The 19,454-nt window shown below is 61.5% G+C and carries 15 protein-coding genes; 9 read left to right on the top strand and 6 right to left on the bottom strand.

Features of this window, described 5'->3' with window-relative positions:
- Positions 1 to 107: 107 nt before the first annotated feature.
- The 6 genes from V5E99_RS07910 to edd all read right to left on the bottom strand — a co-directional run bounded on the left by V5E99_RS07910 (position 108) and on the right by edd (position 8,117).
- Positions 108 to 1,409, bottom strand: coding sequence for an ABC transporter substrate-binding protein (locus V5E99_RS07910; protein ID WP_499801939.1), 1,302 nt, complete (start codon positions 1,407 to 1,409; stop codon positions 108 to 110).
- Positions 1,410 to 1,526: 117 nt separating this feature from the next.
- On the bottom strand, positions 1,527 to 2,786 hold the full coding sequence (locus tag V5E99_RS07905) for a D-mannose isomerase (RefSeq protein ID WP_499801938.1): 1,260 nt from the start codon (positions 2,784 to 2,786) through the stop codon (positions 1,527 to 1,529).
- Positions 2,787 to 2,976: 190 nt separating this feature from the next.
- Positions 2,977 to 4,446, bottom strand: coding sequence for an ATP-binding protein (locus V5E99_RS07900; protein WP_499801937.1), 1,470 nt, complete (start codon positions 4,444 to 4,446; stop codon positions 2,977 to 2,979).
- Positions 4,436 to 5,167 (bottom strand): response regulator, encoded by a 732-nt coding sequence (locus V5E99_RS07895; protein WP_499801936.1) that lies wholly within the window; start codon positions 5,165 to 5,167, stop codon positions 4,436 to 4,438. Before V5E99_RS07895 ends, V5E99_RS07900 begins: the two co-directional genes overlap by 11 nt.
- Positions 5,168 to 5,343: 176 nt before the next feature.
- Entirely contained in the window at positions 5,344 to 6,294 is a 951-nt protein-coding gene (locus V5E99_RS07890) for a glucokinase (protein ID WP_499801935.1), read from the bottom strand.
- Positions 6,291 to 8,117, bottom strand: coding sequence for a phosphogluconate dehydratase (gene edd, locus V5E99_RS07885; protein WP_499801934.1), 1,827 nt, complete (start codon positions 8,115 to 8,117; stop codon positions 6,291 to 6,293). The genes V5E99_RS07890 and edd overlap by 4 nt, the downstream gene beginning before the upstream one ends.
- 219 nt (positions 8,118 to 8,336) lie before the next feature.
- Between edd and gap the strand changes: the two genes are divergently transcribed.
- The 9 genes from gap to V5E99_RS07840 all read left to right on the top strand — a co-directional run bounded on the left by gap (position 8,337) and on the right by V5E99_RS07840 (position 19,417).
- Positions 8,337 to 9,338, top strand: a complete 1,002-nt coding sequence (gap, locus tag V5E99_RS07880; RefSeq protein WP_054044940.1) for a type I glyceraldehyde-3-phosphate dehydrogenase — start codon at positions 8,337 to 8,339, stop codon at positions 9,336 to 9,338.
- A 180-nt stretch (positions 9,339 to 9,518) separates the two neighbouring features.
- Positions 9,519 to 9,983, top strand: a complete 465-nt coding sequence (locus V5E99_RS07875; RefSeq protein WP_499801932.1) for a methylglyoxal synthase — start codon at positions 9,519 to 9,521, stop codon at positions 9,981 to 9,983.
- Between the two features lie 77 nt (positions 9,984 to 10,060).
- On the top strand, positions 10,061 to 10,579 hold the full coding sequence (locus V5E99_RS07870; protein ID WP_499801931.1) for an RNA polymerase sigma factor: 519 nt from the start codon (positions 10,061 to 10,063) through the stop codon (positions 10,577 to 10,579).
- A 123-nt stretch (positions 10,580 to 10,702) separates the two neighbouring features.
- The gene (locus tag V5E99_RS07865) at positions 10,703 to 11,668 is read left to right on the top strand and encodes a FecR family protein (RefSeq protein ID WP_499801930.1); all 966 of its coding nucleotides are present in this window, start codon (positions 10,703 to 10,705) and stop codon (positions 11,666 to 11,668) included.
- A 122-nt stretch (positions 11,669 to 11,790) separates the two neighbouring features.
- Complete coding sequence (locus tag V5E99_RS07860; RefSeq protein WP_499801929.1) at positions 11,791 to 14,355, top strand: TonB-dependent receptor; 2,565 nt, start codon at positions 11,791 to 11,793, stop codon at positions 14,353 to 14,355.
- A 115-nt stretch (positions 14,356 to 14,470) separates the two neighbouring features.
- Positions 14,471 to 15,073 (top strand): biliverdin-producing heme oxygenase, encoded by a 603-nt coding sequence (locus tag V5E99_RS07855; RefSeq protein ID WP_499801928.1) that lies wholly within the window; start codon positions 14,471 to 14,473, stop codon positions 15,071 to 15,073.
- Positions 15,074 to 15,204: 131 nt separating this feature from the next.
- On the top strand, positions 15,205 to 15,606 hold the full coding sequence (locus V5E99_RS07850) for a YbaN family protein (RefSeq protein WP_499801927.1): 402 nt from the start codon (positions 15,205 to 15,207) through the stop codon (positions 15,604 to 15,606).
- 224 nt (positions 15,607 to 15,830) lie between these two features.
- Entirely contained in the window at positions 15,831 to 17,969 is a 2,139-nt protein-coding gene (locus V5E99_RS07845) for a methyl-accepting chemotaxis protein (RefSeq protein ID WP_499801926.1), read from the top strand.
- 116 nt (positions 17,970 to 18,085) lie between these two features.
- Positions 18,086 to 19,417, top strand: a complete 1,332-nt coding sequence (locus V5E99_RS07840) for a CoA transferase (RefSeq protein ID WP_499801925.1) — start codon at positions 18,086 to 18,088, stop codon at positions 19,415 to 19,417.
- Positions 19,418 to 19,454 lie beyond the last annotated feature (37 nt).

Below are 19,454 nucleotides of genomic sequence, written 5' to 3'. Positions count from 1 at the left end.
TTCCCTTGTGGGAGCGAGCCTGCTCGCGAAGGCGGTGTATCAGTCGACATCAACGTTGAATGTCAGACCGCTTTCGCGAGCAGGCTCGCTCCTACAGGGGCCAAGCATTACTTGGCAGACTTGACCGCTGCGCCGAGTTTCTTGGCGGCATCGGCCGGATCGGCTTTCGGGTCGTTGATGAAGTTGGTCACCACATCAAAGAACGCGCCCTGTACCGCCAGCGTGGTCGCCATGTTGTGCGCCATGCTTGGTTGCAGGCCGCCGGACTTGGCGTCCGCCAGGAAGTCCTTGGCCGCAGTCTGGGCGCAGGAGTCGAAACCGTATTTGCCCATGTCGTTCAGCATGTCGATCCGAACCGGGATCGAGCCTTTGTTGATGCTGAAGACTTTCTGGAAGTTCTCACCCAGCACGACCTTGGCAATGTCCTGCTGACCGGCCGCAGTGCCCGCGTCTTTCTGCTTGAACACGGCCAGGGAGTCGATGTTGTAGGTGAACGCCTTGTCGGTGCCCGGGAACGCTACGCACTCGTAGTCCTTGCCGGCGACTTTCTTGGCGGCGGTCCATTCGGACTTGGCCCAGTCACCCATGATCTGCATGCCGGCCTTGCCGTTGATGACTTTGGCCGCTTCCAGGTTCCAGTCCTGGCCTTTGCCGTCGACGTCCATGTAGGTCGCGACTTTCTTCAGCTCGGTCAGCGACTTGACCATTTCAGGCCCGGTCAGTGCCGCGTTGTCCAGGTCAACCAGGGCTTTCTTGTAGCCGTCGACGCCCATGACCGAAAGGACCACCGCTTCGAACACGGTGCTGTCCTGCCAAGGCTGACCGCCGTGGGCGAGCGCGATGAAGCCGGCTTTTTTCAGCTTGTCGCCAGCGGCGTAGAACTCTTCGAGGGTGGTCGGGGCTTTTTCAATACCGGCTTTCTTGAAGACTTCCGGGTTGATCCACAGCCAGTTGACGCGGTGAATGTTCACCGGCACGGCCACGTAGTCACCTTCGTACTTCACGGTATCGGAGACTTTCTTGTCGAGCAGGCTGTCCCACTTTTCCGATTTGGAAACGTCTTTCAAGACGTCGGTGTCGAGCAGACCGGTAGACGCCCATTCCTGGATGTCCGGACCTTTGATCTGTGCGACACCCGGCGGGTTACCGGCAACGGCGCGGCTTTTGAGCACGGTCATGGCAGTCGCACCGCCACCACCGGCCACTGCGCCGTCCTTCCAGGTAAAACCGTCTTTTTCGACTTGGGCCTTGAGCACATCAACAGCGGCTTTTTCGCCACCGGACGTCCACCAGTGAACGACTTCTACCGAACCTTTGGAATCGGCGGCAAGTGCACTGACAGGGAATGCAGAGATAGGAAGCAATGAGGCAAGAGAAATGACAGTAGCGAGGCGAGAAATCGCATTCATCTAGAATTACCTTTCTTGTTGTTATGCATGCAAGTCTGGTGCTTGCGCTGCAGGGGATTTTAAACAGGAGTTATCCCTTCGCAGGTAACGAAGGGACGCGTGAATGTCACCACATGGTTACACAGGAACGCTCTGGGACAACTGCCCCAAGGCTGTCGCCATGCTCGGCGCCAACGGCAGACGCGGAATCAGCACGGCTTGCCAAGCGTGATACAGGTCGGGTTTACCGCCCCAGATATCGGCGCTCGGACGGTTTTGCGGGTCGAGTTCGTGATGCCAGCTACCGTCACAACGGTCGATGAAATGACTGTCACAAAATTCCCAGAACAGCCGGTACCAGGTTTCGTAACGCGCATCGCCCGTGCGTTTGAGCAAGGCACTGGCGGCGGCGCTGGCTTCGCAATGGGTCCAGTGCAAACGATGGCGAACCACCGCGCGATTATCCCAGTCGAGGGTGTAGACAATCCCCGGCAGCCCGTCGACGTTCCAGCCGTGACGGCAATTGTGATCGAAGAGTTTTTGCGCATCGGTCGCCAGCCAACCGGGCGTGAGCATCCCGGCCTGCACCCGCGCCGCTTCGAGGTGCAGCAACAGCCGCGCCCATTCGAAGCCATGGCCCGGGGTGGTGCCGTAAGGGCGAAAACCATCGGCCGGGTTGTCGTGGTTGTACTCGCGCAGCGGCTGCCAATCACGGTCGAAATGCTCGACCACCAGGTAATCGTTGGCGGCGGCGTGATCGTGGATCACCCGCTCGACGATCCGCTGCGCGCGGCATAACCAGCGGTTGTCTGCGGTGACATCCGCCAGCGCAAGGAAGGCTTCGGTGGCGTGCATGTTGCTGTTGGCGCCGCGATAGTGTTCCTCTTCACTCCAGTCGCGGTTGAAGGATTCGCGCATTGTGCCCTCCTCCTCGCTCCAGAAATGCGTGTCGATGATCTGGATCGCATCATCGAGCAACGCTTGCGCGCCGGGCCGTTGCGCGACCACCGCCGAACTCGCGGCGAGGGCGACGAAGGCGTGCAGGTAAGCGGCTTTGCCGGTGTTGTCGTCGCGATGATGGGCGGTGGCGAACCAGCCGCCGTGTTTAGCATCCTTCAACGGGCCGTTGAGGGCGTGGACGCCGTGATCTACCAGCTCGGCAAACCCCGGCAGGCCCTGGATATGAGCCATGGCGAAGCTGTGGGTCATGCGCGCGGTGTTCATGGTTTCGGCGCGGGCGTTGGCCGGGAGGCGGCCCTTTTCATCGAGATTGCCGAAGCCTTCCGCGAGCTTCGAAGCCTTGGCGAACGCCAGCAGGCGCAGGCCCTCGGCGGCGAGCCATTGCTGATGGGCAGGCGCATTCAGCCAACTGCTGAACGCGGGTTGGAACGTGTCCATGGGGGGCCTTTTTTGTTGTTATGACTGGGGGGCAGTCTAAACAACCGTCAAGGCGTGGCAGGTAACGAAGGGGGCGGGTTTTGTCACCAGGCTGTGACAAACGGAAAAGCCAGATCAAAAGATCGCAGCCTTCGGCAGCTCCTACAGAGATCGGTGTAGGAGCTGCCGAAGGCTGCGATCTTTTAATCTTTCAATCGATTGAACGCGGCAACTGCAGCGTCACCCGTAACCCGCCTTCACGAAGGTTTTGCAGGCTGACCTCACCGCCATGGCTATGGGCAATATTGCGCGCAATCCCCAACCCCAACCCGTAACCCTGCTGCTGCCCGGCCAGGCGGAAATGCGGTTCGAACACTTGCTCCATCCGCTGCTCCGGCACGCCCGGGCCTTCGTCGTCCACATGCAAAATGAACGCGCTGTGGTCATCATCGATATGCAAGTGCGCGTTTTGTCCGTACTTCAAGGCGTTGTCGATCAGGTTGCCGATGCAACGCTTGAGCGCCAGCGGTTTGCCGGGGTATGCCGCCAGCGCCCGGCCCTGCTGGGTTACGCGACCATTGCCGTTGGGCGCCAGATACGGCTCGACCAAACAATCGAGCACGTGATTGAGGTCCACCGGCTCGATGTTTTCGTGAATGTCGGTGTCTTTCACGCATTGCAGCGCGCCTTTGACCAACAACTCCAATTCATCCAGATCGCGGCCGAACTTGGCTTGCAGCTTTTCGTCTTCGAGCAATTCGACCCGCAGGCGCAAGCGAGTGATCGGTGTGCGCAGGTCGTGGGAGATGGCGCTGAACAACTGGCTGCGTTCGGTCAGGTAACGGCTGATGCGCTCGCGCATGGCATTGAACGCGCGGCCCACTTCAACCACCTCACTGCCGCCGCCCTCGGGCACCGGCTCGACTTCGGCACCGAGGGACATGTCCCGCGCCGCCCGGGCCAAACGCTTGAGCGGACGGCTCTGCCAGTGCACCAGCAAGCCGATGAACAACAGCAACAAGCCACTGGTGAGCACGATAAACCAGACCTGCTGCGCCGGCAGGCCTTGCTCTTCAAGACTGGTGTAGGGCTCGGGCAACAACGAGGCGATGTACAGCCATTCACCCGGCGCCATCTGGATTTGCGTGACCAGCACCGGCGGGTTCACCGGTTCCAGGGTCAACGCGTAATGCGCCCAGGAGCGCGGCAACTCATCGAGCTTCAGACCGCTGTTGAAGATCCGCAGGTCTTCGGGGCTGACGAAGGTCACCGAGATATCCGTGTCGTGGCCCAGGGACTCGCGCAACACTTGGTCCACCGCTTTGAGCACGGCTTCTTTGCGTGGTGTGCTCGGCAGCACTTCCATGCCCAAGGGTTTGTCGTTGAGGGTTACCACGAACCGGGTGCCGCCCATGCTGCGCAACTGGTCGAGCACCAGCGGCCGGAACGCCACCGGCAACGAGCGGAAGTAACTGACACTGGCAGTCATCGAATGAGCAAGGCTACGGGCGCTGGTGACCAGGCCTTCAAGCTGAGTGGCGCGCAGTTGCGAGACCCAGATCACGCTCGACAGCGCCTGGGCAAACAGCACCACCAACAGAGTCAGCAGCAACATCCGCCCCAACAGCGAACGCGGCACCGGCACCCTGGCGGCGAGCCGGCGCAGAAACTCAGTGGCCATTGCTGGCAACCACATTGGCCGCCAGTTGGTAGCCGCTGCCACGCACGGTACGGATCAATCGCGCAGGCTTTTCGGTGTCACGCAGGCGTTGGCGCAAACGGCTGACGGCCATGTCGACGATCCGGTCCAGCGGCATCAGATCGCGGCCACGGGTGGCGTTGCCGATGGTGTCGCGGTCGAGGATTTCCTGGGGGTGATCGAGGAACAGTTTCAGCAATGCAAAGTCGGCGCCGGAAAGAATCACTTCCTCGCCGTCGATGTGAAACAGCCGATGGCTGACCATGTCCAGGCGCCAGTCATCGAAGGCCAGCACTTCACCACCGGAGCGGTCCTGACCGAACTGTGCGCGGCGCAACAAGGCCTTGATCCGCGCCTGCAATTCCCGGGGGCTGAAGGGTTTGCCGAGGTAATCGTCGGCACCCAGTTCCAGGCCGATCACACGGTCGGCTTCGTCGGAGCTGGCGGTGAGCATAATGATCGGCACCTGGGCCTGGCGCGGGTGCTGGCGAATCCAACGGCAGAGGCTGAAACCGTCCTCGTCCGGCAGCATCACATCGAGGATCACCAGATCGCTCGGTGCCTCGTTCAGCGCCTGACGAAAGCCTGCGCCATCCGGCGTGGTGCGCACCTGAAAACCTGCACGGGTAAGGTAGGTGTCCAGCAACTCGCGTATCTCTTGATCGTCATCGACCAACAAAATCGACTTGTTGACTGAGCTCACAGGGGCGGCGTCCTTGTTGTTTGAATTGGGCGGATTATGCCTGATCGTGCGTAGATCGTTGGTGTCTGTGCGGACGCCATCGCGGGCAAGCCTCGCTCCTACAGGATTAGCGTCGATCCAAAGAACACCGACAACCTGTAGGAGCGAGGCTTGCCCGCGAAGGGCGCAACGCGGTTTCAAGCCTGATCGAGTGCCACACCCGCGCCCATCAGCCCGGAGTACGGCGCCGTCACCAGCCACACCGGGATGCCTTTGAAGTAATCGCTCATGCAGCCCTTGTCGGCGAAGCACCGGGCGAAACCGCTTTTGACGAAGAAATCGGCAAACCGTGGAATCACCCCGCCAACGATGTACACACCGCCGCGCCCACCCGTGGTCAGCACGTTGTTGCCGGCCACGCGACCGAGCCAGCAGCAGAACTGCTCCAGCACTTCCAGGGCAATCGGGTCACCCGCCAGACCGGCCGCGGTAATCGCCTCTGGGGTATCGAGCACCGGCTCATGACCGTCCACCGCGCAAATCGCCCGATAGACGCGCGGCAAACCGCCGCCACTCAATGCCGTCTCGGCACTGACATGCCCGATCTCATTGAAAATGTGTTGCCACAGTTGAGTTTCCCGTGGGCTGCTCAACGGCAAATCGACGTGACCGCCCTCCCCCGGCAACGCGGCAAACCGCCCTTCGCCGAGATCAAGCAATGTACCGACGCCCAAACCGGTGCCGGGGCCAATCACCACTGCCGGGCGCAACGGTTCCGGCGTGCCTTCGCAGACCACCTGGAACTCGCCCGGCTGCAAACGGGTCATGCCCAGGGCCATGGCCGAGAAGTCGTTGACCAGCAGCAGTTGATCCACCTGCAACGTCTGGCAGAAGGCCTTGCGGCTCAGGCGCCAGTGATTGTTGGTGAACTTGAATTCATCGCCACTCACGGGACCGGCCACCGACAGGCACACCGAGCCGATGGCCCCCGGCGCCAGGCCCAACCCGCTCAGGTAGACACCGATGGCCTCCTCCGGGCTGGCGTGATCCACCGTCGCCAGCACCTGGACTGATTCCAGTTGCTGGTTTTTCCACAACGCGAAACGTGCGTTGGTCCCACCGATGTCACCGACCAAAGCCAGTTTCAATTAAGCGTCTCCAGGGCAGAAGTAAAGGCGCTGGCGCCCTGCTCTGCGGAGCTGAAGGCCATGCGCATAAAACCAAACAGCTCGCGCCCGCTGCCGATGTTGTTGCCCAACAGGCCTTTGGCGGGAGTGCGCGCTGCGAATTCTTCGGCGTCCACCTTAAGCTCCAGGGTGCCTTTGACGCCATCGACGCGGATGATATCGCCCTCTTGCACCCGCGCAAGCGCGCCGCCCACATAGGCTTCGGGGCTGACGTGAATCGCCGCCGGGATTTTCCCCGAGGCGCCGGACATCCGCCCGTCGGTCACCAGCGCGACTTTGAAGCCGCGATCCTGCAGCACGCCGAGGAACGGCGTCATTTTGTGCAGTTCCGGCATGCCGTTGGAACGCGGGCCCTGGAAGCGCATCACCGCGACAAAATCCTTCTCCAGCAAACCGGCCTTGAACGCATCGGCCAGATCCTGTTGATCCTGGAACACCATGGCCGGCGCTTCGACCACCTGGTTTTCCAGCGCCACGGCGGAGACTTTCATTACCCCGCGACCGAGATTGCCTTCCATCACCCGCAGGCCGCCCTCGGGCGAGAACGCGCGAGCGACCGGGCGCAGGATGGTTTCGTCGAGGCTTTCAATCGGGCCTTCGCGCCAGACCAGTTCGCCGTTATCGAGGAACGGTTCGACGGTGTAGCGGCTCAGGCCATGGCCGAGCACGGTGTTGACGTTTTCGTGGAGCAGCCCGGCTTCCAGCAGTTCGCGGATCAGGAACGACATGCCGCCCGCAGCCTGGAAGTGGTTGATGTCGGCTTTGCCGTTCGGGTAGACGTGGCTCAGGGTCGGCACGACTTCAGAGAGGTCGGCCATGTCCTGCCAGGTCAATTGAATGCCCGCCGCCATGGCGATGGCCGGCATGTGCAAGGTGTGGTTGGTCGAACCGCCGGTGGCGTGCAGCGCCACGATCGAGTTGACCAGCGAACGTTCGTCGACGATTTCGCCGATCGGCATAAAGTCGCCGTTCTGCTTGGTCAGACGCGTGACTTGATGCGCGGCTTCGCGGGTCAGGGCATCGCGCAGCGGGGTGTTCGGGTTGACGAACGAGGCGCCCGGCAAGTGCAGGCCCATCACTTCCATCAGCAACTGGTTGGTGTTGGCAGTGCCGTAGAAGGTGCAGGTGCCAGGGCTGTGGTAGGAGTTCATTTCCGATTCCAGCAGCTCTTCGCGGCTGGCCTTGCCTTCGGCGTAGCGCTGGCGCACATCGGCTTTCTGCTTGTTGGAAATGCCCGAGACCATCGGCCCGCCCGGGACGAAGATCGTCGGCAGATGACCGAAACGCAGCGCGCCCATCATCAGGCCCGGCACGATCTTGTCGCAGATGCCGAGCATCAGCGCGCCGTCGAACATGTTGTGGGACAACGCCACCGCCGTGGACAACGCGATCACTTCGCGGCTCGGCAGGCTCAGTTCCATGCCGGGCTCGCCCTGGGTCACGCCATCGCACATGGCCGGGGTACCGCCGGCGAACTGGCCGACCGAGCCGATTTCGCGCAGGGCTTTTTTGATCTGTTCAGGAAAGACTTCGTACGGCTGGTGCGCCGAGAGCATGTCGTTATATGACGAAACAATCGCGATGTTCGCGGAGTTCATCATCCGCAGGCTGTTCTTGTCTTCCGTGCCACACCCGGCCACGCCATGGGCGAAGTTGGCGCATTGCAGCTTGCCGCGCATCGGACCGTCGCTGGCAGCGCCGCGAATGAGCGCAAGGTAAGCCTCACGAGTTGCACGGCTGCGGGCGATAAGCCGTTCGGTGACCTCAAGGACGCGGGGATGCATGTGTAGAACTCCAGGCTAACGGATGTGGCGACCTGATTGTCTATGCTGATCAAGGGCCGTTGTCGATGGGCTGACGGGCGGTTTCTTGATCGATCGGACCAGTTGATTCAGGTCACTCGTTGTAGATTGAACAAAATATTGCCATTAAAAAGGCTTGTTTTCTATTTTTATGCGAATAATCTTGTAATTCCAACAACAAAACGACGGCGGCGCTGTTAAATGACTCTTCGAATCGCAATCAATGGTTTTGGCCGAATTGGCCGTAACGTCCTGCGCGCACTCTATACCCAAGGCTATCGCCAGGATCTGCAGATCGTCGCCATCAATGATTTGGGCGACAGCTCGATCAACGCTCATCTGCTCAAGTACGACACCGTTCACGGCACTTTCGACGCTGATGTCCAGCACGATAACGAAAGCCTGACCGTCAACGGCGACCGCATTTCGGTCAGCGCCATTCGTAACCCGGCTGAACTGCCATGGGCCGCCGAGAAGATTGACGTGGTATTCGAATGCACCGGTTTGTTCACCGACCGGGCCAAAGCCGCCGCGCATATTACGGCCGGCGCGCGCAAAGTGATCATCTCGGCCCCGGCCAAAGGCGCTGACGCCACCGTGGTTTATGGGGTGAACCACGACATTCTGCGCCAGTCGCACCAGATTATTTCCAACGCCTCGTGCACCACCAACTGCCTGGCCCCGGTGGCCCAGGTGCTGCACCGTGAACTGGGTATCGAAAGCGGTCTGATGACCACGATCCACGCCTACACCAACGACCAGAACCTGACCGACGTCTACCACACCGACCCGTACCGCGCGCGTTCGGCCACCCAGAACATGATCCCGAGCAAAACCGGCGCCGCTGAAGCGGTGGGCCTGGTGCTGCCGGAACTGGCGGGCAAACTGACCGGCATGGCGGTGCGTGTGCCGGTGATCAACGTGTCGCTGGTGGACCTGACCGTGCAGCTCAAGCGCGAAGCGTCGGCCGATGAAGTGAATGCGCTGCTCAAAGAAGCCGCCCAGCATTCCAAGATTCTTGGCTACAACACCCTGCCGCTGGTCTCCAGCGACTTCAACCACAACCCGCTGTCGTCGATCTTCGACGCCAACCACACCAAGTCCAGCGGCAAGCTGCTCAAGGTGTTGGCCTGGTACGACAACGAGTGGGGCTTCTCCAACCGCATGCTCGATAACTGCCTGGCGCTGTGTAACGCGGAATAAGCCACAGCTTATTTTCCTATTGGCACGACGTCATTACGTGCCAAAGCGCGGACCTGTAGGAGCTGCCGAAGGCTGCGATCTTTTGATCTTGTTTCTCAGCGATCCCGGAAAGATCAAGATCAAAAGATCGCAGCCTTCGGCAGCTCCTACGCGGCGTATTACGCCTGGGAGCAGCATTCGATGATCGGTATCAGCTTCACGCAAAAGACCCTGGCGGCGCGCAAGCGTATCGCCCTGGTCGCCCATGACCACTGCAAAGTGTTTTTGCTGGAATGGGCCGAGCGACAAAAAGACAAACTCGCGCAACATGAATTGGTCGCCACCGGCACCACGGGGTTGTTGTTGCAACAACGCCTCGACCTGCCCGTGGAAAGCATGATCAGCGGCCCGTTGGGCGGCGATCAGCAACTCGGCGCCCGCATCGCCGAGCAGCGGGTCGACATGCTGGTGTTCTTCTGGGACCCGTTCGAACCGCAGCCCCACGACCCGGACATCAAGGCATTGCTGCGGGTCGCGGCGGTCTGGAACATCCCGGTGGCCTGCAACGAATGCAGCGCCGATTACCTGTTGAGCAGTCCGTTGATGGATCAGGTGCACACGCACCGGATTCCGGATTACGCGACCTATCTGGCGGGTCGCGGTTAACGCTTTACAAATCAGCACTTGACCATTTGAGCGGATGATAAGCATTATCATTCGCTCAAAATGGATCAGGTCCTCCCGTGAGTCAATCGCGCTTCAATCACGTCTTCATTGCCCAGCGGGTTTCCCTGCTGCGCACCCTGGAGCGGATGGTCAACAATCACAGCACCGCCGAAGACCTGTTGCAGGAAACCTACCTGCGCGTGACGCGGGCGCTCAGTGAACGGGCCATCGATCACCTCGAACCCTTCGTGTTCCAGACTGCCCGCAACCTGGCGCTGGACCATTTGCGTGCGCGGCGCATTCAATCGCGGACCCTGCTCGACGACGTCCCGCCGGAGGTGGTGGAAAGCATCGCCGCCCCCGTCAGCAGTGCCGAAGACGCCGCCCATGCCGAACAATTGCTGGAGCGTTTGAACGTGAGCCTCAGTGAACTCAGCAACCGTCAGCAGCAGATTTTCATCCTCAGCCGCCTGCATGGGCACAGTTATCTGGAGATCGCCGAGAAGCTCGACGTCTCGTTGAGCACCGTGCAAAAAGAGCTGAAGCTGATCATGGCGATTTGCATCGGTGTCGCAGAACGGCTAAATGCCGACTGAGCCTGTAGGTTTTTTCTGTAAGTGCCTTGAGCGACTGCGCAGGCCTTGCGGCTTTGCTACCCTTGCCGCACTTTCAAGCTTCACTAAAAAACAGCCGTGCACAGACACTGCCGAGGAAACACCGTGACGGACACCCACCGCTCCTCAGCGCCCTCCCCGGCGCGGGACCCCGCCAGCGCGATGGACCAGGCTTTGGACTGGCTGATCGTGCTCGGCAGTCCGAGCGAAGAACAGACCCGACAGTTTCACGACTGGCTGGCCGCCGATCCCTTGCACGCAGAAGCCTTCGCCAAGGCCCAGTCGATCTGGGACGGTCCGTTGATCACACAGTGTGCGCAAAGCCTTGCCGATCAACCGGCGAAAGTCAGCGTGCTGTCGCGCCTGCGTCCGCACTGGAAACCCTTGGCCACGGCGGCGGTGTTGATCCTCGGTTTGTTCAGCTTCAGCAATCTGCCGATGCGCCTGCAGGCCGATCACCTGACTGTGGTCGGTGAGCGCCAGCGTCTGCAACTGGAGGACGGCTCGAAAGTCCTGCTCAATACCAATTCGGCATTTTCCAGCACCATCAATGATCAACAGCGCGTGGCCCGGTTGTATCAGGGCGAGGCGTTTTTCGAGGTGCCGGCCAACCGTGGCCAGGCCCTGGAAATCGATGCCGGGCCAGTCCAGGCCAGCGTGCGCAATACTGCGTTTTCCGTGCGCTACCTCGACGGCGTGGCGCAGGTTCGTGTGCAGCGCGGCGATGTGGATTTGCGCGCCACCCGTGACGATGCGCGAGTGCGGCTCTCGGCCGGCGAAAGCATCCGCATCGGCCCCAACGGTTTCGACCGCCCGGCCAAGCTCGATGCCGCCACCGACCTGGCCTGGGTCCAGGGCCGACTGGTGTTCGAAAACTGCCCGATGAGCCAGGTGCTGGCGGAACTGCGGCGCTACTACCCGGGCTGGATCATCAACAACAACGAGCAGTTGGCCGACGTCGCCGTCACCGGCAATTACCGACTCGACCAGCCGCTGGACGTGGTCCGTTCCCTCGCCCACATCACTTCTGCAAGGCTCCAGGAATTTCCCGCTCTGGTGATCTTGAACTAAATGAGAATTATTTTTACTCGATAGCCGAAGCTCGTACGTCTCGTTATAGCCAATGCAATTGATTCGCATCTATCGATGCCAATCTGCACCTATAAAGATTCGTGCGACACGGAGCACTATCGATGTCCTCTCGCCTCACCCGCCAAGCGTCTTCACCTTCCCGCGTGCTGTCACTGCTGACTGCCGCCATCCTGATGGCCGGCGCCGCGCCGCTCATGGCGGCCACTGCCGCCGAGCAGCCGAGCCGTAACATGGGCGATTACGCCTTCGCCATTCCACAGCAGTCGCTGGTGTCGGCACTCAATGCCTTTACCGCCGTGACCGGCTGGCAGGTCGGTTTGCCGGCTGAACTGGCGCAAGGCGTGGCCTCGCCGGGTGTGCGCGGTTCCCTCTCGCCGGAAAGAGCCCTGGATCGCCTGTTGGTGGGGACCAACCTGAGCTATCGCAAACTGGGCACTAACAACATCGTGCTGGAAAAACGCAGCACCAGTGGCGCCCTCAACCTGCAACAAGTCACCATCAGCGCCACCCGCCAGGAACAGAGCATCGACAGCGTCCCGGCCACCGTCAGTGTGCAGACCCGCGAAGACCTGGACCGCAACAACGTCAACACCATCAAGGATCTGGTGCGCTACGAACCGGGTGTTTCAGTAGGCGGTGCCGGCCAGCGCGCCGGGCTGACCGGCTACAACATCCGTGGCATCGACGGCGACCGCGTACTGACCCAGGTTGACGGCGTGCAAGTGCCCGACAGCTTCTTCAACGGCCCTTACGCCCAGACCAACCGCAACTACGTCGACCCGGAAATCGTCAAACGCGTCGAAATCCTCCGCGGCCCGGCCTCGGTGCTCTACGGCAGCAACGCCATCGGCGGCGCGGTCAGCTACTACACCCTCGACCCGGACGACATCATCAAGCCTGGCAAAGACGTCGGCGCCCGTTTGAAGACCGGCTACAGCTCGGCGGACGATAGCTGGCTGACCTCCGGCACCGTCGCCGGCCGCACCGGTGACTTCGACGGCTTGCTGCACTTGAGCCAGCGCAACGGTCATGAAACCGAATCCTACGGCGAAACCGGCGGCACCGGCCTGAACCGTACCGAGGCCAACCCCGAGGACGTGCGCACCACCAACGTGCTGGCCAAACTGGGCTGGAACTACGCCGACGATGCGCGCCTGGGCCTGACCTACGAGAAATACAAAAACGACCGCGACACCAACCAATTGAGCGCGGTCGGCGGTCCGTTCAACGCCGGACGCGGGTTTGGCTTCTACAAATCCCGCACCGGCAACGACACCGTCACCCGCGAACGTTTTGGCATCGAGCACAGCTTCGGCCTGGACACCGCGCTGGCCGACAACATCAAGTGGTCGCTGAACTACCAGATCGCCAAGACCGACCAGAGCACCGAAGAAATCTACGCCCCATCGCGCACCGTGCTGCGCGAACGCAACACCAACTACAAGGATCGCCAATGGGTGTTCGATGCCCAGGCCGACAAGTCCTTCGCCATTGCTGACACCGATCACACCGTCACCTACGGCACCACCATCAAGCAAGACAAAGTCACCGGCCTGCGCACCGGCAGCGGCACGTGCCTGACCGTGGCCGGCGCTTGCCGCGTCATCGGTGCACCGAGCGCCGCCGACACCCTGAAACCGGCCAGCGACTTCCCGGACCCGACCATCAACAGCTATAGCCTGTTCGCACAGGATCAGATCAGTTGGGGCAACTGGACCTTCCTGCCCGGCGCGCGCTACGACTACACCCAACTCAAGCCGCACATCACCGACGAGTTCCTGGCCACCGCCGACCAGAGCGGCAACGGTGTGATCAGCGACGACACCAAGACCTGGCATCGTCTGTCGCCGAAGTTCGGCACCACGTACAGCTTTAACGATAACTACACCTGGTACGGCCAATACGCCGAAGGCTTCCGCACGCCGACCGCCAAGGCCTTGTACGGCCGCTTCGAAAACCTGGCCGGTGGTTATCAGGTCGCGCCGAACCCGGATCTGGAACCGGAAAAAAGCAAAAGCTATGAAACCGGCCTGCGCGGCAACTTTGAGGCGGGCACCTTCGATGTGGCGGTGTTCTACAACAAGTACCGCGACTTCATCGACGAGAACGCGATCACGCCCGGCTACACCGAGACCACGTTCCAGAGCAACAACATCAAACACGCCACCATCAAGGGCGTGGAGCTCAAGGGTCGCCTGAACCTCGACACCTTCGGCGCGCCGAGCGGCCTCTACACCCAAGGCTCGGCGTCGTACCTGTATGGCCGTAACGATGACACTGGCCAGCCGCTGAACAGCATCAACCCGCTGACCGGCGTGTTCGGCCTCGGTTACGACCAGGACAACTACGGCGCGCTGTTGAGCTGGACCCTGGTCAAGCGCAAGGACCGCGTCGACAGCACCAGCTTCAAGACCCCGGACGGCACCAGCACCCAGTTCAAGACCCCGGGTTATGGCGTGCTCGACCTCGCCGGTTTCTACAAGGTCACCGACGATGTGACGGTCAACGCCGGTCTCTACAACCTGACCGACAAGAAATACTGGCAGTGGGATGACGTGCGCGGCTACGACAGCGTCGGCGAAGCCTCGGTGACCCAACCGGCCAACCTCGATCGCCTGACCCAGCCGGGTCGCAACTTCGCGATCAACCTGGTCTGGGACATCTGACCCTGAACACCTCGCTGCGACACATTTGTTAATGAGTCGCCGTGAGGTTTTTTTACGCTCAGGCGTCTTCTTGTTCGTCTCGTTACCAAGTGCCTCTTTTTCTCAAGGATTTTCCATGACCTCCCCGGACACTGCTCAACGCCCAGCCCTGCGTTCGCAACGTTTGAACCAGATCACTCACGAGCCACATAGCAAACTCGATACCTTGGTCAAGGCTCACGCACCGTTCGAAACCCAGGCCAACTTCGCCCGTTTCGTGGTCGCGCAGTACTTGTTTCAGTCGGAACTGGTGTCGCTGTACAACGATGCCGAACTGACCGCCATCGTCCCCGACCTGCCGGCACGCTGCCGCGCCGAAGCGGCCAAGGCTGACCTGGCCGATCTGGACACCGAAGTTCCGGCACCGGTGGCTGGCGCGGTGAACAACCCGAGCAAAGCCTCGGCCCTGGGCTGGCTGTTTGTCTCCGAAGGCTCGAAACTCGGCGCGGCGTTTCTGATCAAGCGCGCCGTAGGCCTGGGCTTGAGCGAAACCTTCGGCGCCCGTCACCTCGGCGAGCCGGCCGGTGGCCGTGCGGAAGGCTGGAAGAGCTTCGTCAAAACCCTCGATGCGCTGGAGTTCAGCGCTGAGGAAGAAGCTGAAATCGAGCAGGCTGCGGTTGATGCGTTCAACCGTTTTACCGTGCTGCTGGAACAGGCCTACACCCCGGAACTCGCTTAACAACACCTTCGCAGGTACGCTGGCACCTGACAGGGATATCCCCGTGTAGGAGCTGGCGAAGCCTGCGATCTTTTGATCCTGATTCTCCTGTGTCCCAAAAAAGATCGCAGCCTTCGGCAGCTCCTACCACCATGCCCCACAAACCTCTAGCCTCCTCCAAACTCGTCCGTCTCCTGTTCGGCCTGCTGGCCTACGTCAGCCTGGGCATCGGCTTGATTGCGATTGTCGTGCCGGGCCTGCCGACCACCGAATTCATTCTGCTCGCCGCCTGGGCCGCGACCAAGAGTTCACCGCGCCTGAGTGCCTGGCTGGAAAACCATCGGTTGTTCGGGCCAATCCTGTGCAACTGGCGCAACGGCAAGATCATCGCCCGCCGGGCCAAAGTCAGCGCCACCGTCAGCATGTTTCTGTGCGCCGGTTTGATGCTGCTGATGCTCGATCACGGCTGGCCGATTTACCTGGCGATCGCCGGCATGAGCCTGGGCAATCTGTGGATCTGGTCGCGCCCCGAATCGGCGCCACAACCTTCCTGAAACCTGCACATCTCCCTCGCCACACAATCACCGCAAATCACCTGATTTTCAGCCTCTTTTCAGGGTATTTCCCCGCGCAAACGGTCAACTGCTACCGCTCGTCGGCGTGCCATTCATGCGAGCCCTGCCCGCGCCGATGTGCATTAAATGGCGCTGAATGGACTTGGCGGACGGGAGTACTCCCGTTTCTTGGCCAACACCTCATCCATTTGCGAGTTCGCCCTATGTTCGACTCTCTGTCCATCCGCCTGAAAATCGTCCTGTTGTCCGGCCTGTGCCTGCTCGGGGTCGTCGCCCTGATCGTCGGCATGAACATGTACCAGACCAATCAGAATGACGAACTGGTCAACGCCTCCAGCAGCAAGATGCTCACCGCCAGCGTCCAGGACTTGCTCCAGGCCAAAGCCGCCGAGCAAGCCGTGCGGGTGCAGAAGACCTTCGGTGAAAGCCTGCTGGTGGTCACGGCCCTGGGCGACCAGATCAAGGACATGCGCACCATGGCCGCCAAGCGTTCGCTGGACGCCGGGGCCCTGCGCGAAGAGTTGAACCAGAGCCTGAAAACCGCGTTCGAGCGCAACGGCAAAGTGCTGGGGATCTGGCTCGCGTTCGAACCCAACGGGCTGGACGGCAAGGACAGCGAGTTCGCCAATGACGCGGCCCGCCAGTCCAACGAATCCGGGCGTTTCGCCAGTTACTGGAGCCGCGCGGGCGGGGTCGGGTTGAACACGATCATGGTCGAAGACGACATGACCAAAACCACCCTGAGCCTCAGCGGTACGCCGTACAACAGTTGGTACACCTGCCCCCGCGACAACAAGCGCACCTGCCTGCTCGACCCGTATTCCGACACCGTGGGCGGCAAGGAAGTGCTGATGACCACCATTTCCGTGCCGCTGCTGGTGGACGGCAAGGCCATCGGCGTGGTCGGCGTCGACATTGCCCTCGACGCATTGCAAGCGGCGGCGGTGGATTCCCAGCGTGAATTGTTCAACGGTGCCGGCCACATGCTGATCGTCTCCGGCAGCGGCGTGCTCGCCGGTTACAGCGTCGACGCCAGCAAGGTCGGTAAAAGCATCGGCGACACCTTGGGTGCCGATGGCAAGGAAGCCCTGCAATTGCTCAGCGGCGGCTCGCCAAAGATTCTTGAACAGGGCGACCTGATTCGCTCGGTGTACCCGGTCAGCCCGATCCCCGATTCAAAAGCCTGGGGCGTGGTGATCGACCTGCCGAAACAAGTGCTGCTGGCCGACTCGGTGAAGCTGCAAGCGGTGCTCGATGACGCGCAACAAACCGGCACGATCAAGGCGTTGCTGGTGGTAGTCGCGGCGGGCCTGGTCGGTCTGCTGCTGATCTGGCTGACCGCGTCGGGCGTTACCCGGCCGATCAACAGCGTGGCGCAAATGCTCAAGGCAATCGCCAGCGGCGACGGCGACCTGACCCAGCGTCTGAACTACAGCAAAAAAGACGAACTCGGCGAACTGGTGAGCTGGTTCAACCGCTTCCTCGACAAGCTGCAACCGACCATCTCGCAGATCAAGCAAAGCATCACCGACGCCCGTGGCACCGCCGACCAGTCTTCGGAAATCGCCCGCCAGACCAGCGAAGGCATGCAGGTGCAGTTCCGCGAAATCGACCAGGTCGCCACCGCTTCCAACGAAATGAGCGCCACCGCCCACGACGTCGCCAACAGTGCGTCGAACGCGGCTAACGCGGCCAAAGGCGCCGACCAGTCGGCCCGCGATGGCATGCAGATCATCGAGCGCAGCACCCGGGACATCAACTTGCTGGCCGACGAAGTCAGCAAAGCCGTGACCGAAGTCGAAGCCCTGGCGGTGAACAGCGAACAAATCGGTTCGGTGCTGGAAGTGATCCGCAGCATCGCCGAACAAACCAACCTGCTGGCGCTCAACGCAGCGATTGAAGCGGCCCGTGCCGGGGAAAGCGGTCGCGGTTTTGCGGTGGTGGCCGATGAAGTGCGCAACCTGGCCAAACGCACCCAGGACTCGGTGGAAGAAATCCGCATCGTGATCGAACGCATCCAGACCGGCACCCGTGGCGTGGTCGCGACCATGCATTCGAGCCAGACCCAGGCCCACAGCAACGCCGGGCAAATCCAGCAAGCGGTCCAGGCGTTGGGCAAAATCAGCGATGCGGTCACGGTGATCAGCGACATGAACCTGCAAATCGCCAGCGCCGCCGAACAGCAAAGCGCCGTGGCCGAAGAGGTCAACCGCAACGTCTCGGCGATCCGCACCGTCACCGAGACCCTGACCGGGCAAGCCACCGAGTCGGCGCAGATCAGCAGCCAGCTCAATGCATTGGCGACCCACCAGATGAAATTGATGGATCAGTTCCGCGTTTAGCCTTTGAAAGATCGCAGCCTTCGGCAGCTCCTACACCGATCTCCGTAGGAGCTGCCGCAGGCTGCGATCTTTTGATCTTTTGCACTATGCTGCCCTCTCATTCCGGAGGGCCTTCGATGACTGGTTTACTCACGTCCATTCAAGCCGCACTCGGCTTGCCGCACACTCCAATTCCCTTCATGTCGAGCGGCGCCCTGCCCTCGGCGTTTGCCGTCACCGACCTGGCCTGCGCCAGCATTGCCGCCGCCGGCCAGGCTGTCAGCGAGCTGCTGCATGCGCAAACCGGCCGCGTGCCCGGCCTTGAAGTCGACCGTCGCCTCGCTTCGTTCTGGTTTGCCACCTCGATTCGCCCGCAGGGCTGGAGCGTGCCGCCGCTGTGGGACCCGGTCGCCGGAGACTACGCGACGAAGGACGGTTGGATTCGCCTGCACACCAACGCCCCGCATCACCGCGCCGCCGCTGAAAGCGTGCTCGGTGCGTGTGCTGACCGGGCGGCCATGGAAAGCCAAGTGGCGAAGTGGGCCAAAACCGATCTGGAACTCGCCGTGGTCGAGGCCGGTGGCTGCGCCGCCGAAATGCGCACCTGGGCGCAATGGCAGGCCCACCCCCAAGGCATCGCAGTGAACGCCGAGCCGTTGATCCAATTCACCGCCGGCAGTCACCCAAACCCCCAACCGTGGCAAGGCTCGGTGGCGCGACCACTGGCCGGGATCAAGGTGCTGGATTTGACCCGCGTACTCGCCGGCCCCGTTGCCAGCCGTTTCCTCGCGGGGCTCGGCGCCGACGTATTGCGCATCGACCCGCCGACCTGGAACGAGCCCGGCGTCGTCCCGGAAGTCACCCTCGGCAAACGCTGCGCACGTCTGGACTTGCACGACCCGGCTGACCGCGCGGTGTTCGAAAATTTGCTCAAGGACGCCGACATTCTGCTGCACGGCTACCGCGCCGATGCGCTGGAACGACTGGGTTACGGCGTCAGCAAGCGCCAGCAACTGGCCCCCGGTTTGATTGATGTCAGCCTCAACGCCTACGGCTGGAGTGGGCCGTGGCAGAACCGCCGGGGCTTCGACAGCCTGGTGCAGATGAGCAGCGGGATCGCCGAGGCCGGCCAGCAGTGGAAGAAGGCCGAGATACCAACCCCATTGCCGGTGCAGGCGCTGGATCACGCCACCGGGTATTTGATGGCGGCAGCGGCGATCACGTTGTTGGGGCGTGGCGGTTCGGCCCGGTTGTCGCTGGCGCGGACGGCGAAGTTGTTGATCGAGAATGGACCTGGGACTGATGAGCCGCTGCGGGCGGAGGATGAAAACGATCAAGGCCTGCTGATAGAACAAACACCTTGGGGGCCGGCGCATCGGCTGCACGTACCGCTGAAGATCAACGGGACGCCGTTGCAGTGGGCCATTCCGGCTGCGGATTTGGGTTCCCATCGCGCGCAGTGGTGGTGATCTTCAGATAGCGTTCGCGAGCAAGCCCGCTCCCACA

This window comes from Janthinobacterium sp. LPB2021202312-11-4 (assembly GCF_037049705.1).
Classification (GTDB): Bacteria; Pseudomonadota; Gammaproteobacteria; order Pseudomonadales; family Pseudomonadaceae; genus Aquipseudomonas.
The sequence above is the reverse complement of the archived record's forward strand: the minus strand, read 5'-3'. Positions and strand labels throughout refer to the sequence as shown.

Coding starts and splice junctions, on each gene's coding strand:
- V5E99_RS07875 (WP_499801932.1), top strand. CDS start 9,519: ATGATCGGTATCAGCTTCACGCAAAAGACCCTGGCGGCGCGCAAGCGT.
- V5E99_RS07910 (WP_499801939.1), bottom strand. CDS start 1,409: ATGAATGCGATTTCTCGCCTCGCTACTGTCATTTCTCTTGCCTCATTG.
- V5E99_RS07850 (WP_499801927.1), top strand. CDS start 15,205: ATGCCCCACAAACCTCTAGCCTCCTCCAAACTCGTCCGTCTCCTGTTC.
- V5E99_RS07840 (WP_499801925.1), top strand. CDS start 18,086: ATGACTGGTTTACTCACGTCCATTCAAGCCGCACTCGGCTTGCCGCAC.
- V5E99_RS07860 (WP_499801929.1), top strand. CDS start 11,791: ATGTCCTCTCGCCTCACCCGCCAAGCGTCTTCACCTTCCCGCGTGCTG.
- V5E99_RS07855 (WP_499801928.1), top strand. CDS start 14,471: ATGACCTCCCCGGACACTGCTCAACGCCCAGCCCTGCGTTCGCAACGT.
- V5E99_RS07900 (WP_499801937.1), bottom strand. CDS start 4,446: ATGGCCACTGAGTTTCTGCGCCGGCTCGCCGCCAGGGTGCCGGTGCCG.
- V5E99_RS07845 (WP_499801926.1), top strand. CDS start 15,831: ATGTTCGACTCTCTGTCCATCCGCCTGAAAATCGTCCTGTTGTCCGGC.
- gap (WP_054044940.1), top strand. CDS start 8,337: ATGACTCTTCGAATCGCAATCAATGGTTTTGGCCGAATTGGCCGTAAC.
- edd (WP_499801934.1), bottom strand. CDS start 8,117: ATGCATCCCCGCGTCCTTGAGGTCACCGAACGGCTTATCGCCCGCAGC.
- V5E99_RS07905 (WP_499801938.1), bottom strand. CDS start 2,786: ATGGACACGTTCCAACCCGCGTTCAGCAGTTGGCTGAATGCGCCTGCC.